12 protein-coding genes are annotated in these 16,967 nt (G+C 72.9%); 4 read left to right on the plus strand and 8 right to left on the minus strand.

The window, feature by feature from the left end; all coding sequences use genetic code 11:
• Positions 1-131: 131 nt before the first annotated feature.
• From sucD to ACZ6Y1_RS23490, 5 genes are all read right to left on the minus strand, one after another.
• Positions 132-1,022, minus strand: a complete 891-nt coding sequence (sucD, locus tag ACZ6Y1_RS23470) for a succinate--CoA ligase subunit alpha (protein WP_469632990.1) — start codon at positions 1,020-1,022, stop codon at positions 132-134.
• A gap of 23 nt (positions 1,023-1,045) precedes the next feature.
• Complete coding sequence (gene sucC / locus ACZ6Y1_RS23475; RefSeq protein ID WP_469632993.1) at positions 1,046-2,227, minus strand: ADP-forming succinate--CoA ligase subunit beta; 1,182 nt, start codon at positions 2,225-2,227, stop codon at positions 1,046-1,048.
• Between the two features lie 279 nt (positions 2,228-2,506).
• Entirely contained in the window at positions 2,507-3,610 is a 1,104-nt protein-coding gene (locus ACZ6Y1_RS23480) for a VWA domain-containing protein (protein ID WP_469633140.1), read from the minus strand.
• Positions 3,611-3,892: 282 nt separating this feature from the next.
• Complete coding sequence (locus ACZ6Y1_RS23485; protein WP_469632996.1) at positions 3,893-6,160, minus strand: DUF5682 family protein; 2,268 nt, start codon at positions 6,158-6,160, stop codon at positions 3,893-3,895.
• Positions 6,157-7,263 carry an ATP-binding protein gene (locus ACZ6Y1_RS23490; RefSeq protein WP_469633000.1) on the minus strand — a complete coding sequence of 369 codons (1,107 nt, stop codon included), beginning with the start codon at positions 7,261-7,263 and terminating at the stop codon, positions 6,157-6,159. Before ACZ6Y1_RS23490 ends, ACZ6Y1_RS23485 begins: the two co-directional genes overlap by 4 nt.
• 134 nt (positions 7,264-7,397) lie before the next feature.
• Here ACZ6Y1_RS23490 and ACZ6Y1_RS23495 point away from each other — a divergent pair, with 134 nt between their 5' ends.
• Together ACZ6Y1_RS23495 and ACZ6Y1_RS23500 are read left to right on the plus strand one after the other, a co-directional pair.
• Positions 7,398-8,741, plus strand: coding sequence for an SWIM zinc finger family protein (locus tag ACZ6Y1_RS23495; protein ID WP_469633003.1), 1,344 nt, complete (start codon positions 7,398-7,400; stop codon positions 8,739-8,741).
• Positions 8,742-9,012: 271 nt separating this feature from the next.
• Positions 9,013-10,596: a DUF5691 domain-containing protein gene (locus tag ACZ6Y1_RS23500; protein ID WP_469633005.1), complete on the plus strand. Its 1,584-nt coding sequence runs from the start codon at positions 9,013-9,015 to the stop codon at positions 10,594-10,596.
• A gap of 237 nt (positions 10,597-10,833) precedes the next feature.
• Here ACZ6Y1_RS23500 and ACZ6Y1_RS23505 read toward each other — a convergent pair whose 3' ends face one another.
• Positions 10,834-11,235 carry a cobalamin B12-binding domain-containing protein gene (locus tag ACZ6Y1_RS23505; protein ID WP_469633008.1) on the minus strand — a complete coding sequence of 134 codons (402 nt, stop codon included), beginning with the start codon at positions 11,233-11,235 and terminating at the stop codon, positions 10,834-10,836.
• Positions 11,236-11,417: 182 nt separating this feature from the next.
• Between ACZ6Y1_RS23505 and ACZ6Y1_RS23510 the strand changes: the two genes are divergently transcribed.
• Together ACZ6Y1_RS23510 and ACZ6Y1_RS23515 are read left to right on the plus strand one after the other, a co-directional pair.
• Complete coding sequence (locus ACZ6Y1_RS23510) at positions 11,418-12,200, plus strand: esterase/lipase family protein (RefSeq protein WP_469633012.1); 783 nt, start codon at positions 11,418-11,420, stop codon at positions 12,198-12,200.
• Between the two features lie 221 nt (positions 12,201-12,421).
• Complete coding sequence (locus tag ACZ6Y1_RS23515) at positions 12,422-13,975, plus strand: M23 family metallopeptidase (RefSeq protein WP_469633014.1); 1,554 nt, start codon at positions 12,422-12,424, stop codon at positions 13,973-13,975.
• Between the two features lie 67 nt (positions 13,976-14,042).
• On the opposite strand, the gene pcrA is transcribed toward ACZ6Y1_RS23515, so the two are convergent.
• Complete coding sequence (gene pcrA / locus ACZ6Y1_RS23520) at positions 14,043-16,541, minus strand: DNA helicase PcrA (RefSeq protein WP_469633017.1); 2,499 nt, start codon at positions 16,539-16,541, stop codon at positions 14,043-14,045.
• Positions 16,525-16,866 (minus strand): ArsR/SmtB family transcription factor, encoded by a 342-nt coding sequence (locus ACZ6Y1_RS23525; RefSeq protein ID WP_469633020.1) that lies wholly within the window; start codon positions 16,864-16,866, stop codon positions 16,525-16,527. The genes pcrA and ACZ6Y1_RS23525 overlap by 17 nt, the downstream gene beginning before the upstream one ends.
• Positions 16,867-16,967: the final 101 nt, after the last annotated feature.

Below are 16,967 nucleotides of genomic sequence, written 5' to 3' on the forward strand. Positions count from 1 at the left end.
ACGCCCCCCCCCCCCCCCCCCCCCCCCCCCCCCCCCCCCCCCCCCCCCCCCCCCCCCCCCCCCCCCCCCCCCCCCCCCCCCCCCCCCCTCCCCCCCCCCCCCCCACGCCCGTGCGTCCGTACGGCGACTGCTTACTTGGCGCCGTTCAGGATCTCGCGCGCCAGCTTGGCCGTCTCGGTCGGCGTCTTGCCGACCTTCACGCCCGCGGCCTCCAGGGCCTCCTTCTTGGCCTGTGCGGTGCCAGAAGAACCGGAGACGATGGCGCCGGCGTGACCCATGGTCTTGCCCTCGGGGGCGGTGAAGCCCGCGACGTAGCCGACGACCGGCTTGGTGACGTTCTTCGCGATGAAGTCCGCCGCACGCTCCTCGGCGTCGCCGCCGATCTCGCCGATCATGACGATGAGCTCGGTCTCCGGGTCGGCCTCGAAGGCCTCCAGGGCGTCGATGTGCGTGGTGCCGATGACCGGGTCGCCACCGATGCCGACGGCGGAGGTGAAGCCGATGTCGCGCAGCTCGTACATCATCTGGTAGGTCAGCGTGCCGGACTTGGACACGAGACCGATCTTGCCGGGCTTGGTGATGTCGCCCGGGATGATGCCGGCGTTGGACTGGCCGGGGGTGATCAGGCCCGGGCAGTTCGGGCCGATGATGCGGGTCTTGTTGCCCTTGGCGGTCGCGTACGCCCAGAAGGCGGCGGAGTCGTGCACCGCGATGCCCTCGGTGATGACGACGGCCAGCGGGATTTCGGCGTCGATCGCCTCGACGACGGCGGCCTTCGCGAAGGCCGGCGGCACGAAGAGGACGGAGACGTTGGCGCCCGTCGCCTTCATCGCCTCTTCGACGGTGCCGAAGACCGGGACCTCGGTGCCGTCGAAGTCGACGGTGGTGCCGGCCTTGCGCGGGTTCACGCCGCCGACGATGTTGGTGCCGTCAGCCAGCATCAGCTTGGTGTGCTTCATGCCCGTGGCACCGGTCATGCCCTGGACGATGACCTTGCTGTCCTTATTGAGGAAGATAGCCATGGTGAGTCTGTGACCTCGTCCCTTTACTTCGCAGCCGCAGCGAGCTCGGCGGCCTTGTCGGCCGCGCCGTCCATGGTGTCCACGCGCTGCACCAGCGGGTGGTTGGCGTCCGAGAGGATCTTGCGACCCAGCTCGGCGTTGTTGCCGTCGAGGCGGACGACGAGCGGCTTGGTGACCTCTTCGCCCTTGTCCTTGAGCAGCTGAAGGGCCTGGACGATGCCGTTCGCGACCTCGTCGCACGCGGTGATGCCACCGAAGACGTTGACGAAGACCGACTTGACGTCCGGGTCGCCGAGGATGATCTCGAGACCGTTGGCCATGACGGCGGCGGAGGCGCCACCGCCGATGTCCAGGAAGTTGGCGGGCTTGACGCCGCCGTGGTTCTCACCGGCGTAGGCGACGACGTCGAGGGTGCTCATGACGAGACCCGCGCCGTTGCCGATGATGCCGACCTCACCGTCGAGCTTGACGTAGTTGAGGTTCTTCGCCTTGGCGGCGGCCTCCAGCGGGTTCGCGGCCGCGTGGTCCACGAACTCCTCGTGGCCCGGCTGGCGGAACTCGGCGTTCTCGTCGAGCGAGACCTTGCCGTCGAGGGCGATGACGTCCCCGGAGGCGACCTTCGCGAGCGGGTTGACCTCGACGAGGAGCGCGTCCTCGGCGATGAAGGTCTTCCACAGGGTCACGAGGACCTCGGCGACCTTCTCGGCGACCTCGGCCGGGAACTGCGCCAGGGCGACGATCTCGCGGGCCTTCTCGATGGTCACGCCCTCGTTGGCGTTCACCGGGACCTTGGCGAGCTTCTCCGGGGTCTCCTCGGCGACCTGCTCGATGTCCATGCCGCCCGCGACCGAGGCCATGGCCAGGAAGGTGCGGTTGGTGCGGTCCAGCAGGTACGAGACGTAGTACTCCTCGAGGATCTCGGGAGCGGTCTCGGCGATCATCACCTTGTGGACCGTGTGGCCCTTGATGTCCATGCCCAGGATGTCCGTCGCGCGGGCGACGGCCTCGTCCGGGGTGGCGGCGAGCTTCACGCCACCGGCCTTGCCACGGCCGCCGACCTTCACCTGCGCCTTGACGACCGACTTGCCGCCCAGCCGCTCGGTGGCCTCGCGAGCCGCCTCAGGCGTGTCGATGACTTCACCGGCCAGCACCGGTACACCGTGCTTGGCGAAGAGGTCCCTCGCCTGGTACTCGAACAGGTCCACGCGCGTCCGTCCCTTGTCTTCAAAGATTCGCAGTGATTCGCGGTTTGTCTGCTATCTGCGTGGGCGTGCCGCGGAGGGCAACGTGACGGCGCTGTCACTAGGAAGGCGCACACGGTGACCGTGGACGCGGCATGTCCGTCCCGCAGGTTATCCCCGTGGGACACAGGTCCCTAAATCGCAGATCACACCTGAGCGGTGATTCCTCTCACAGATCGCCTCACGGTTGAACTGGAAGTTCGTGCGATCTACCGATTCACAGGGTGGCGCGGTCCGGGCCCGTCACGGCACGGGGAGGGGCCTCTTCTCCAGCGCCGCGGCCATGACATCGGGGAACAGGTCGGGGGTGCAGGCGAAGGCGGGGGCACCGAGCGCGCCGAGGGCGGCGGCGTGCTCGTGGTCGTAGGCCGGGGCGCCCTCGTCGGAGAGCGCGAGGAGAGTGACGAACTCGACCCCGGCCGCCTTCATCGCGGCGACCCGCTTCAGCATTTCGTTGCGTATGCCGCCTTCGTAGAGATCACTGATCAGGACGACGACGGTGTCGGCGGGCCGGGTGATCTTCGACTGGCAGTAGGCCAGGGCCCGGTTGATGTCGGTGCCGCCGCCGAGCTGGGTCCCGAAGAGGACGTCCACGGGGTCGTCGAGCTGGTCGGTCAGGTCCACCACAGCGGTGTCGAAGACGACCAACCGGGTCGCGATCGACCGCATGGAGGCCAGCACCGCCCCGAAGACGGAGGCGTAGACGACGGACGCCGCCATCGAACCCGACTGGTCGATGCAGAGGATCACCTCCTTCTTCACCGATTGCGCCGCCCGGCCGTAGCCGATGAGCCGTTCGGGGACCACGGTCCGGTACTCGGGCAGGTAGTTCTTCAGATTCGCCCGGATGGTCCGGTTCCAGTCGATGTCGTGGTGACGGGGCCGGCTGATGCGGGCTGACCGGTCGAGGGCCCCGGTGAGCGTGGCCCGCGTGCGCGCCGCGAGCTTCTTCTCCAGCTGTTCGACCACCTTGCGGACCACGGCCCGCGCCGTCTCCTTCGTGGTCTCGGGCATCGCCTTGTTCAGCGAGAGCAGGGTGCCGACCAGGTGGACGTCCGGCTCAACGGCCTCCAGCATCTCCGGCTCCAGCAGCAGGGCGGAGAGGCCGAGCCGTTCGATCGCGTCGCGCTGCATGACCTGGACGACCGAGCTCGGGAAGTACGTACGGATGTCCCCGAGCCAGCGGGCCACGTTCGGCGCGGACCCCCCGAGCCCGGCCGACCGCTCCCCGGCCCCCTTCCGGCCCCCGCCGCCCCCGTACAGCGCACCGAGCGCGGCGTCCATCGCCGCGTCGCGCCCGCCGAGCACGCACCCGGTCCCGTCGCCCTCACCCCCACCGAGCACCATCCGCCACCGCCGCAGCCTCTCGCCCCCGGCGGGACCGGCCCCCTTCACGGCGGCGCCATCGGCCTGCGCGACCGGCGCCCCCACCCGGTTTCCCGTCCTGCTCATCCGTCCGTCCCCCTTGCACTCGTCGTATCGCGGCCGCACGTGACCCGCGGCCCTTCTCCGGGCTTCCCCCACGCCCGCCGCGCTGTCCAGCCCCGCCGGGCAAATCCAGGCCCCGCCGGCGTTTGAGGCGCGGGGGTCCCGGGGGCGGCGCCCCCGGCAACGGCACCGCCCCCGGCCTCACGCCACCGCACCGGCCAGCAGCATCCGCACCACCTCCACCACCGCATCCGCCCGGACGGGGTCCAGCTCGGGCGCGAAGCCCTCGGGAGCCGCGCCCGGCACAGGCGCCGCGGCCCCGCCGGGCCCCCGCCGCACCAGCTCGCCCAGCGTCCTCTTCACCCCCGGCTCGTACGCCCCGAACGTCCGCCGCAGCAGCGGCAGTACGTCGGTGAACGCCCGCTCCGGGACCCCGGCCAGCCAGCTGTCGATCAGGCCCAGCAGTCGTTCGTCGTGGACGAGCAGCGTGCCGCCGCCCGAACTGCCGCCCGCGAAGCCCTCGATCCAGCCCGCCGCGTCGGCCGGGTCGGCCGCCGGCGACAGGGCGAGCCCCATCAGCCGGGCCGTCTCCTGGGCCGGCAGCCGCCCCTCGTCGAGCAGCAGCCGGGCCGCCCGGCCGCGGATCACGCCGGGCACCGCCTCCCGCGCGGCCAGCTTCCGCAGCACCTCGGACCAGCGCTCGCGCAGCCCCTCTTCCGCGTCCGCCAGCAGCCCCACCGCGCCGTGCACCCCGTCCACGTGGCCCCGCAGCTCAGCCGCCGCGTCCGCGTCCAGTCCGGCCGCGCACGCCGACGGGAGGGCCACGCATATCCGTTCCGCGAGGCCGGTCGCCACCGTGGCGAGGGCCGCCGCGTCGGTGCCCCGGACGTCCCCGTACCTCAGTGAGCGGGCCAGCGCCGGCAGGGCCTTGGCGAGCCGGGCCACATCGGTGTCCAGTGCGGCCCGGTCCGCCAGGGCCCGCAGCACCGCGGGCAGCGCCTCGGACAGCCCGGCCAGCAGGCACTGCTCGGCGAGCGCCGTGACCTCCCCGAGCTCCTCCGCCGCGGCCGCCTCCGCCTCGGCCTTGGCCGTAGCCGCGGCCAGGACGGTGGTGCCCCATATGCCGGCCTCCGCGACCCGCACCGACAGCTCCGGCTCCCAGCGCAGCCGCCAGGTCTCGCGGAAGGTCCCGGTGCTGCTCCGGGAGGCGACCGGTCTGCCCCAGGCGATCCCGAGCAGCCGCAGCCGGTGCAGCAGCAGCGACTTCGCGCCGTCGGTCTCCTTGCGGAGGTCCAGTTCCAGCTCGCGTTCGCCCGCCTCGGCCTTGAGCCGCAGCGAGCGCTGCTGCCGGGTCAGGTCGCGCTGCAGCGGTACGACGGGAGCCCCGTCGGGGACCTCACCGAGCACGTCGCCGACGACCAGGCGGTCCTCGACGAGCGCGAGCGGCACGTCGGAGCCGTCGCACATCACCGCCCGGACGGCCTCCAGCGTCTCCGTCAGGCCGGGCAGCGGTCTCCCCCGCAGTGCGGCCAGCGTCTCCGCCAGCCGGACCGCCTCGATCACGTGCGCCGACGAGACCTGCCTGTCCTCCTCCCTCAGCAGACCGGCGACCTTGGTCAGCCACCGCTCCACGGGCCGGTCCCGGGCCGCAAAGAGGTGTGCGTACCAGCCGGGCGAGGTGATGCCCGCTCCGTACCCGCCGGCCCGGGCGAGCCTGCGGTGCGTCCACGGCACCCAGGTGGTCTCCACCTTGGCCTTGGGCAGTCCCGCGAGCAGCGCCCGGTCCGCGGCGACGGTGGTCTTCGCCCGCAGCGCCGGGACGTGCCAGGCCCCGCACACCACGGCGTACTCGTCACCGAACTCGCGGCGGGCGGCCCGCATCCGCTGGCGCATCCAGGCCTCGCGCCGCAGGTCCCCGCCGTGGCCCTCGTCGCCGTAGGCCTCGCGCAGGGCTCCCATGGCCTCGCCGAGCGCCTCGAACGCGCCCAGGGCGTCGGACTCCTCGGCACCCCGGTGTTCGACGACGTCCTCCCACCAGCGCTCGGGGTCGTCGTACCCGGCGGTTTCGGCCAGCACGGCCAAGGGGTCCACCCGCACGGACGGCTCCGGCTCCTCCCCTTCCCCTTCCGCCTCCGGGCGCGCCAGCGAGTGCGCGGCCGGCAGGTCCATGAACCGCACCGGTACACCGGCCTCCTGCGCCCAGCGGATGGCGACCCACTCCGGGGAGAACTCGGCCAGCGGCCAGAACGCGGCCCGGCCGGGGTCGTCCGCGGCGTGCGCGAGCAGTGCCACGGGCGGCCTCATGCCCGGGTCGGCGGCGAGGCCCAGCAGTGCGTCCCCCTCGGGCGGGCCCTCGATCAGGACGGCCGCCGGCCGGGCCGCCTCCAGGGCGGCCCGCACCGCGCGGGCCGATCCCGGCCCGTGGTGCCGCACCCCCAGCAGCAGGGGGCCCTTCGGGCTCGGGCTCATACCGTCACCTCCCGGCAGGCCCGGTAGAAGTCCTTCCAGCCGTCGCGCTCACGGACCACCGCCTCCAGGTACTCCTGCCAGACGACCTTGTCGGCGGCCGGGTCGCGGACGACGGCACCGAGGATCCCCGCGGCCACGTCGGAGGGGCGCAGCACGCCGTCCCCGAAGTGGGCGGCGAGGGCCAGGCCGCCGGTGACGACGGAGATGGCCTCGGCGGTGGACAGGGTGCCGCTGGGGGACTTCACCTTGGTGCGGCCGTCGCCGGTGACGCCGTCGCGCAGCTCGCGGAAGACGGTGACGACGCGGCGGATCTCCTCGAGGCCCTCGGGAGCGGCCGACAGGTCGAGGGCGCGGCCCATCTGGTCGACGCGGCGGGCGACGATGTCGACCTCGGCGTCGGCCGTGGCGGGCAGCGGCAGGACCACGGTGTTGAAGCGGCGGCGCAGCGCGCTGGAGAGCTCGTTGACCCCGCGGTCGCGGTCGTTGGCGGTGGCGATGAGGTTGAACCCGCGCACGGCCTGCACCTCCTCGCCGAGCTCCGGTATCGGGAGGGTCTTCTCGGACAGGACGGTGATGAGGGTGTCCTGGACGTCGGCGGGGATGCGGGTGAGCTCCTCGACGCGGGCGGTCATGCCCTCGGCCATGGCGCGCATGACGGGGCTGGGGACGAGCGCTTCGCGGCTGGGGCCGTGGGCCAGGAGGCGGGCGTAGTTCCAGCCGTACCGGATGGCCTCCTCGGGGGTGCCGGCGGTGCCCTGGACGAGGAGGGTGGAGTCCCCGCTGACGGCGGCGGCGAGGTGCTCCGACACCCAGGTCTTCGCGGTGCCGGGCACGCCGAGCAGGAGCAGGGCGCGGTCGGTCGCGAGGGTGGTGACGGCGACTTCGACGATCCGGCGGGGCCCCACGTACTTGGGCGTGATGACCGTGCCGTCGTCGAGCGTGCCGCCCTGCAGGTAGGTGGCGACGGCCCACGGGGAGAGCTTCCAGCGGGCCGGGCGGGGCCGGTCGTCGACGGCTGCCAGGGCTTTCAGTTCGTGTGCGAAGGCGTCTTCTGCGTGCGGTCGCAGCGCCTCGGCCCCGCGGGTGTCCTCGTGCTCGGTCATGGTCCCCCTCCAATGCTCGGCAGCCGCTCCCGACTGCTGGATCCACGGTGCACCACACCACTGACAACGGGCTTTGCCCGAAGCGTCGTTGCAGGTCAGAGCGATTGTCAGTGGCGGTCTCTACGGTTGTTCCCATGACTGAGCAGGGGGTCCGCTGGACGGCGGAACAGGTACTGGCTCTGGCTCCTGACGATGCCTCACGCAAGGCGGGAAGCAGACTCGGCGGGGCGGGGCCGTGGTCGCAGATCGGAGGTTCCGCTTCCGGTTCTGTGTGGGGGTTGTGCAAGGGCAGCGGGAGCAAGCCGTACCGGACGGTCGTGGACCTGACGGGACCCGCGTACAAGTGCTCGTGTCCCAGCCGGAAGTTCCCGTGCAAGCACGCGCTGGGGCTGCTGCTGCTCTGGTCGGCCGAGGGGGTGGGCGAGCCCGGGGAGGCGCCGGAGTGGGCCGCCCAGTGGCTGGCCGACCGGGCGGCGAAGGCCGCGCGCCCCGCCACCGGGGCGGGTGGTCCGGTGGACGCGGAGGGGGCGCGGAAGCGGGCGGAGCGGCGGGCCGCCCGGATCGGCGCGGGAGTCGCCGAGCTGGAGCAGCGGCTGGCGGACCTGCTGCGCGGGGGCCTCGCGGGCCAGGAGCAGGCCGGTTACGGGGCGTGGGAGGAGACGGCGGCCCGGATGGTGGACGCCCAGGCTCCCGGACTGGCGGGGCGGGTCCGGGAGTTGGGGACGATACCCAGTTGCGGGCCCGGCTGGCCCGCCCGGATGCTGGAGGAGGCGGCGCTGCTGCACCTGCTGGACCGCGCCTGGCTCGGGGTGGCCGGGCTGCCGGATCAGTTGGCCGCGACGGTGCGCAGCCGGGTGGGACTGCCGGCCTCCGGGGAGGGGGAGGCCGTACGGGACCGCTGGCTGGTGCTGGCGCAGTACGACTCGGTGTCGCCGGACGGCCGGCTCACCACCCGCCGGATATGGCTGCGCGGGACGGGGAGCGGGCGGCCCGCCATGGTGCTGGACTTCGGACCGCCCGGGCGGCCACCGGGGCTGGCCCTGCCGGTGGGGCTGGTGCTGGAGGCGGAGATCCGCTTCCGGCCCGGGTCGGCGGGGCTGCGGGGGGACCTCGGGGAGAGGTTCGCGGCGGCCGTGCCGTGCCCGGAGGTTCCGGCCGGCATGAGTACGGGGGCGGCACTGGAGGCGTACGGGGCGGCGCTGCGGGACGACCCGTGGCTGGAGTCCTGGCCGGTGGTGCTGGGTCCGGTGGTCCCGATACCGGGAGAGCTGGGCTGGCAACTGGCGGATGCGGAGGGCACCTGCGCGCTGCCGGTGCCCCTCACGGGGGCGGGCAGCCGCTCGCGCGGGGGCCTGTGGCAGCTGGCCGCACTGTCGGGCGGGGGCCCGGTGACGGTGTTCGGCGAATGCGGCCACCGGGGCTTCACCCCGCTGACGGCCTGGCAGCCGGGCTCACCCGAGCCCGTCGCCCTGGCCTGAGCGGGCCGGACAAATAGACGGATCACTGGGGGCCTGGGGGGTTCTGTGTCCTCTTTCAAGGGCTACGGGAAGGACGCGGCGGCGCGGGGGCGCCGGCGCGAGGTGACGAGGAGCCGGGGGGCTTGCATGAACGACAACCACGCCAGCTGAGCACGGCCGGCCGAACGGCCGGATCCGACGGGGGCACGAGCCGCTCCGGTCCCGCGGAGGGGGCGGGACCGGAGCGCAGGACACGCGGCGGGAAGCCGAAGAGGGAAGAGGGAGGGGCGCGATGGACAGGGCCGACGAGGGGTACGGGGAGTGGGAGGAGCTGGTCGGGGCCGCCCTGCTGGGCACCGACCGGCGCCGGGGCGGGGGCCCGGCCGGTTCACCGCAAGCGCTGCTGGACGCGGCGGCCGTGCATGCCGTACGCCGCCGGGCCGGGCTGCGGCCGGCCGAGGCGGGACCGCGCCCGGGGGCCGCGCCGCACGACCCGCGTCCGGCACCTCCCGAGGCGGCCCGGCGGCGGCTCGCGCAGCTGCTGGCCGGCCGCTCGGGCGCGGCGGGCGGCGGGGGGCGGCGGGGGGCCGCCCCGGATCTGACGGAGCTGCTCCCCCAGTGGCTGGCCGCCGCCCGGCGGCACGGCTACCGCTCACCGGCCGCGCTGCTGCCCGCGCTGCTGGACGCGGCCCGGGCCCGCACGGACCTGCGGCCCCACGCCCTGGCCCTGGCCGGGGTGCGGGGGCTGTGGCTGGCCCGGCTGAATCCCGACTGGCGGTTCGCCCTGCGGGGCGGGACCGGCGGGGCCGGCGAACTGCCGGATCCGTCGGACCGGGCGGGGGTGGAACGGCTGTGGCAGGAGGGGCTGTTCGCGGAGCGCGTGGCACTGCTGGGCGCGGTACGGGAGGCCGACGCGGCGGCGGCACGCCGGCTGCTGTCGTCGACCTGGAGCACCGAACGGGCCGAGGACCGGCTGATGTTCCTCGACTCGCTGCGGGTGGGACTGTCCGACGAGGACGAGCCGTTCCTGGAGGCGGCGCTCGGCGACCGCAGCCGCAATGTCCGCGCAACGGCCGCCGAACTGCTCTCGGCGCTCCCGCACTCGGCACTGGCGGGGCGGATGGCGGAGCGCGCGCTGGCCTGCGTGGGTCCCGAGGGGGTGACCCCGCCGGCCGAGTGCGATGCGGGGATGCTGCGCGACGGGGTGGTCAAGCGGCCGCCCGCCGGGCGCGGAGAGCGGGCGTGGTGGCTCGGCCAGCTGGTGGAGGCGGCGCCGCTGTCCTGCTGGCGGGAACGGTTCGGGGGCCTCGGTCCGGCGGAGACGGTGGCGATGCCGGTCGCCGAGGGCGAGGGCTGGACGGAGGAGCTGCACGCGGCGTGGTGCCGGGCGGCGGTGCGCCAGCGTGACCCGGAGTGGTCGCGGGCCCTGCTCGGCGCGCCGTCCGCGCCGCCCGCCGCCGGCCCCGGTACGGCCTCGCTGGCGGAGCGCGCGAAGCTGCTGTCGGTCCTGCCGGACGGGGAACGGGCGGACTGGGTCGCGGAGTTCATACGCGCCCACGGGCTCTCGGAAGCTTTCCAGCTGCTCGGGGTGTGCGTGGTGCCGTGGGCGGGCGCGCTGGGGCGGGCGGTCGTGGACGCGCTGGACACAGCCAGGGAAGCGGGCAGCTATCCGTGGAGCTTCAGCGGGGTGATGGGGCTCGCCGAGCGCTGCCTCGATCCCGCGGAGGCCCTGCGGCTGGAGACGCTGACCGCGGCCGTGGCGGAGCCGGAGGATGCGGTGCCGGGGGCTGCGGCGTACTGGGCCGAGGCGTTCCAGCGGCTGGTGGCCACGCTGCGGCTGCGTGCCGCCATGCTGGCCGAGCTGGCCCCGGCCTGATCCCTCCCGGGTGGTTCCCGGGGGCGGACCGGTGCCGGCTCAAAGACCCGGGGCTCCGCCCCGGACCCCGCTCCTCAAACGCCGGAGGGGCTGGAATTTCCCCCGCCCGTCCGCCAGGCGCGGACTGGATTGCCCGCAGGGCGGTCCAGCCCCGTCGGCGATCGAGGCGCGGAGGTTCGGGGGCAGCGCGCCCGGCCACGGCGCTGCACGGACGCCCCGACGGCGGCCGGCCCGAGGCTACTGGCGGACGTGGGCGCGGACCCAGTCGACGATGGCCGTCGTCGTCGCGCCAGGGGTGAAGATTTCGGCCACGCCCTTGTCCTTCAGCGGAGCGATGTCCGCTTCCGGGATGATGCCGCCGCCGAAGACCTTGATGTCCTCCGCGTCGCGCTCCTTGAGGAGTTCGAGGACGCGCGCGAACAGCGTGTTGTGGGCGCCGGAGAGGATCGACAGGCCGATCGCGTCGGCGTCCTCCTGGATCGCGGTGTCCACGATCTGCTCGGGCGTCTGGTGCAGGCCCGTGTAGATGACCTCCATGCCGGCGTCCCGCAGCGCCCGCGCGATCACCTTGGCCCCGCGGTCGTGGCCGTCGAGACCCGGCTTGGCCACCACCACACGGATCGGACCGGTCACACCCATCGCACTGCCTCCCGAGTGAACGAACGTTAAGTACAGCATCGCGCACGCCACCGTTTCACGGTCAACCACGAGGGGGAAATCACACGTGGGACGGCATTGCGCCACCGTGCCGCCAGCCGCACGGCACGGTGGCGCTCCCGGCCGCGGTCCCAGAGGCTCAGGGGAGGCCAGGGGAGGCCGCGATGGGGCTGTCCATACCCGTGTCGATACCCACGTCCGGTGCCGCGCTGCGGGCCGGCGCGCTGGAGGTGGTCGTGCTCGGCGGGCGCCTCCTCCTCTATCCCGCCGGAGTGCGCCAGGAGAAGACCGTCCCCGAACCGGCTTCGGCGCGGCCGCCCGTGCTCCTCCTCCACGGCTTCACCGACAACCGCTCCGTCTTCCTCCTGCTGCGCCGCGCCCTCGGGTCGGGCGGCCTGCGGCACGTGGAGGCGTACAACTACTCACCCTTCACCCGCGACCTCCGCGTCACGGCCCGCCACCTCGCCCGGCGCGTGGAGGAACTGTGCGCGCGCACCGGGCAGGACCGGGTGGAGATCGTGGGGCACAGCCTGGGCGGGCTGGTCGGCCGGTACTACGTCCAGCGCCTCGGCGGCGACGTCCGCGTCCGCACGCTCGTCACGCTCGGCACCCCGCACGCCGGCACCGCGGTCGCCCCCTTCATGGACGCGCACCCGCTGGTGCGGCAGATGCGGCCCGACTCCGAGGTGCTGGCCGAACTGGCCCTGCCCGCGCCCGGCTGCGCCACTCGGTGCGTCGCGTTCTGGAGCGAGTTCGACGCACTGATGGCTCCCGTCGGGGCGGCCCGGATCGAGCATCCCGATCTTCTCGTGGAGAACGTGGAGGTCACCGGCATCGGGCACCTCGCGCTGCCCGCGCACCCCACCGTGATCGCCGCGGTCCGGCGGGCCCTCGACGGCCCCGGCCCGACGGCCGTCGCGGGTTCCGGAGCCGCTTCGGTCGCGTAGCCGTCGGACGGCCTCAAGTCGAACGGATTTCGAACTCAAGGCCAAGGGTGCGTCTTTCGGCGACCGAAAGGCGGCCGAATGCCCGGTTCCGGTGAAGCGGAAACCCTCCGAAGATTGTCGATGCCAGTAACCGCCGGGTACAGTCACGCCACTGCTCTCCTCCGGTGGATCTCGTTCCACCGGCCACCCAGGCCCCCACTGCCGAGGCGAAAGAGAAGTTGGTGAACGACCGCCCCTCGTCGGGCCAGTACCCGGATCTCGGGTATGACGGCCTCGGCACCACCACTTTCGCTGGTGACTCGACCTACGTCTCCTATGAAACGCAGGGACAAGGGGTCAACTACGCGGCATACGGCTCCTATGAGACCGGCGCGTACGACACCACGGCGTGGACCTCCCAGGACGCTTATCTGTCCACCATTCCCTCGCAGACCGCGCCCGCGGACACGGGGCAGTGGGACACGACCGCCTGGAACGCGGCGAGCACGGACTTCTCCGGTTACCAGGCGGCGCCTTCGTTCGGCTACGACACCTCCGCCGAGCAGACCGGCCACTGGGCGATGCCGGGCTACGGCACCGAGACCGGCGCCTACGACGCCACCGCCTGGAACACCGCCGGCACCGACGCCCCGGGGGCCACGGGCGCCGCGGACTACTCCTCCTACGCCGGACACCAGCAGCCCGCGCAGCAGGAGTACGCGTACGAGGCGACCACCGTCGGCTATGCCTACGAGGCCTCCTCCGTCCCGGTCGCCACCGAGCCCGACCCCTACGCCGAGACCTCCGTCTTCGAGCCCGTCCCCGCCGCCGCGGTGGCCGACGACGTGGTGCTCGACGAAGCGTCCGGGGCACCGGAGACGCTCGACGCGCTGGGCGACCTCGAGGCGTACGAGGCGTACGAGGAATACGAGATTCCCGACGTGCACCAGGTGCACGACCTGCCCACCCAGGCCATGCCGGCGACCCCCGGCACGCGTGCCGCGCGCCGCAACGCCCCCAAGGGCAAGGGCGGCGCCAACACCAAGGCGGGCAGCGGCCGTCGCCGGACCCCGGCGAAGCGTTCCGCCCTGCTGACCGTGGCCGTGCCCTCCGCCTGCGTGATGGGCGTCGCGGGCATCGCGGCCGCCTCCGTCGGCGGCCTCACCGGTGCCGACAAGCCCTCCGACGACACCACGACGATGGCCGCGCCGGACCCGGCCTCCGTGAAGCCGGTCGCGGCGAACACCAAACTCGACACCCAGCTGACGGCGCTCAGCGCCGACGCGGGTGACTTCGCGGACCGCGCGAGCCGCACGCAGGAGCGCATCGACCTGCGCCTGCGTCAGGAAGAGGAAAAGAAGAAGAAGGCCGAGGAGGAGGCGGCCAAGGAGGCGGCCCGCCCCAAGTTCGCCATCCCCGTCGCGCAGCACGGCCTCAGCGCCAGCTTCGGGCAGGCCGGCGGCATGTGGATGTCCGTGCACACGGGCATCGACTTCCCGGTCTCCTACGGGACACCGGTCATGGCCGCCACCGACGGCACCGTGCGCACCCAGTGGAACAGCGCCTACGGCAACATGGCGATAGTGACCTCGCCCGACGGCACCGAGACCTGGTACTGCCACCTCAGCAGCACCAAGATCCGGTCCGGCAAGGTCAAGGCGGGCGACGTCATCGCGTACTCCGGCAATTCCGGCAACTCCACCGGCCCGCACCTCCACTTCGAGGTACGGCCCGGCGGCGGCAGCGCGATCGACCCCCTGCCGTGGCTCCGCAGCCACGGCCTGGACCCCCGCTGAGGAAGAGCCTCCCAGGCCCCCGGGCCCGCAGCCGCAGCAGCAGCAGCCGCAGCCGCAGCCGCAGCCGCTACAGCTTCTGCACCGGCGCGTAGCGCAGGAGCAGCCGCTTCGGCTTGTCGTCCCCGAAGTCGATGGTGGCCTGCGCGTCCGAACCCGCGCCCTTGACCTCCATGACGGTGCCGAGCCCGAACTGGTCGTGCGTGACCCGGTCCCCGACCGCCAGCGCGATGACCGGCTTGTCCGCGGCCCGGCGCGTCGCGAACCCCGACGGGCCCGACTTCGTACGCGACGAGGACAGGAACGACTCCGGCGAAGTGCCGAACGAGGCCTTGCCGCCGCTCGCGCCGCGCATCGGGCCGGCCGGCTTCTGCGCGGCGCCCGTGCGCTTCCACTGCAGGTACTGCGCCGGGATCTCCTCCAGGAACCGCGACGGAGGGTTGTACGAGGGCGTGCCCCAGGCGCTGCGCATGCTCGACCTCGTGAGGTACAGCCGCTCGCGGGCGCGCGTGATGCCGACGTAGGCGAGCCGGCGCTCCTCCTCCAGCTCCTTGGTCTGGCCGAGCGCGCGCATGTGCGGGAAGACCCCGTCCTCCATGCCGGTCAGGAAGACCACCGGGAACTCCAGGCCCTTGGCCGTGTGCAGGGTCATCAGCGTGATGACGCCCGTGCCGTCGGTGTCCTCGTCCGGGATCTGGTCGGAGTCGGCGACGAGCGCGACCTGCTCCAGGAACTCGGCGAGGGTGCCCGGGCCGGGGGCCGGGGCTCCGGTCTCGGCCGCCTCGGTGGCCGCGGCCTCCCGGGCCTGCTCGAACTCGAGCGCCACGGCCGCCAGTTCCTGCAGGTTCTCGATGCGCGTCTCGTCCTGCGGGTCGGTCGAGGCCTGGAGCTCGGCGAGGTAACCGGTGCGCTCCAGCACCGCCTCCAGGACGACGGCGGGCCCTGCGCCGGAGTCGACGACGGTGCGGAGCTCCTCCATCAGGACGTTGAACCGCTTGACCGCGTTCGTCGAGCGCGCGGCCATGCCGAAGGCCTCGTCCACGCGCCGCAGCGCCTGCGGGAAGGTGATCTTCTCGCGCATCGCGAGGGCGTCGATCATCGCCTCGGCGCGCTCGCCGATGCCGCGCTTGGGCACGTTCAGGATGCGGCGCAGCGGGACGTTGTCCTCGGGATTCGCGAGGACGCGCAGGTAGGCGAGGACGTCGCGGACCTCCTTGCGCTCGTAGAACCGGACGCCGCCGACGACCTTGTAGGGCAGTCCGACGCGGATGAAGATCTCCTCGAACACGCGCGACTGGGCGTTGGTCCGGTAGAAGATCGCGACGTCGCCCGCCTTGGCGTCCCCGGCGTCCGTCAGCCGGTCGATCTCGTCGGCGACGAACTGGGCCTCGTCGTGCTCGGTGTCCGCGACGTAGCCGGTGATGACCGCGCCGGTGCCGGCCTGGGTCCACAGGTTCTTCGCGCGGCGGTTCTCGTTGCGCTCGATGACGGCGTTGGCGGCGGAGAGGATCGTCTGCGTGGAGCGGTAGTTCTGCTCCAGCAGGATCGTCGTCGCGTCCTTGTAGTCCTCTTCGAACTGGAGGATGTTGCGGATGGTCGCGCCGCGGAAGGCGTAGATCGACTGGTCGGCGTCACCCACCACGCAGAGCTCGGCCGGCGGCAGGTCCGGGTAGCCGGTGCCGACCAGCTCGCGCACGAGCGTGTACTGGGCGTGGTTGGTGTCCTGGTACTCGTCGACCAGGACGTGGCGGAAGCGGCGCCGGTAGTGCTCGGCCACGTCCGGGAAGGCCTGGAGCAGGTGGACCGTGGTCATGATGATGTCGTCGAAGTCGAGGGCGTTGGCCTCGCGCAGCCGGCCCTGGTACATCGCGTAGGCCTGGGCCAGGGTCTTCTCGAAACCGTCCGCTGCCTGGTCGGCGAAGGCCTCTTCGTCGATCAGCTCGTTCTTCAGGTTGGAGATCTTGGCGTTGAAGGCCTTGGGCGGGAACTTCTTCGGGTCCAGGTCCAGGTCGCGGCAGACGAGCGCCATCAGGCGCTTCGAGTCAGCGGCGTCGTAGATCGAGAACGACGAGGTGAAGCCGAGCCGCTTGGACTCGCGGCGCAGGATGCGCACGCACGCGCTGTGGAAGGTGGAGACCCACATGGCGTTCGCGCGCGGGCCGACCAGGCCCTCGACGCGCTCCTTCATCTCGCCGGCGGCCTTGTTGGTGAAGGTGATCGCCAGGATCTGGCCGGGGTGGACGCCCCGCGCGGACAGCAGGTGCCCGATGCGGTGCGTGAGCACACGGGTCTTCCCGGAACCGGCGCCGGCCACGATGAGCAGCGGGGAGCCCGCGTGCACGACGGCGGCGGCCTGCTGCTCGTTCAGCCCGTCCAGGAGCGTCGCCGGGTCGATGACGGGCCTGGGGGCGCCGTCCCGGTAGTACGCCTCCCCCGTCATGGGCACGTCGAACCTGCCCCCGAAGAGGTCGTCCGCGCCCGGCTCGGGGGCGTGGTCCTCGGGCGGCGGCGGGACCTCGTCGGAGGGAGTGAGGTCGGCCAGGAAGCTGTCGTCAAAGAGGCTGCTCATCGCATTCCGAGTCTAGGGGTCGGGACCGACAGCCGAGCACGAGTTCCAGGAGACCGGGGAAGCACCGGTCCAGGTCGTCGCGGCGCAGGGCCAGGTAGAGCCTGCGCCCGCGCGGCCGCTGGCAGATCACTCCGCTCTCGCGCAGCGTCTTGAGGTGGTGCGTGACGCTCGACCGGGGCAGGTCCGGGACGACCTCGCCGCAGAACGCCTCCTCACCGGAGGCCAGCTTGCGGACGATCTCCAGCCGGACGGGGTGCCCGAGTGCCGCCAGGACCCCGGTCAGGTCGATGCGGTCGGCGGCGGGGTGGCTCGGCTCAGCGGGCATGCCCCCACTGTACGCAGATCTCGTACGGACATTGCCAGACCGTTCGAAGATCTCGTACTGTCATGACCGTACGAAATCTTCGTACGGCCATGTCGACGTGA

The organism is Streptomyces sp. NPDC053432 (assembly GCF_055585365.1).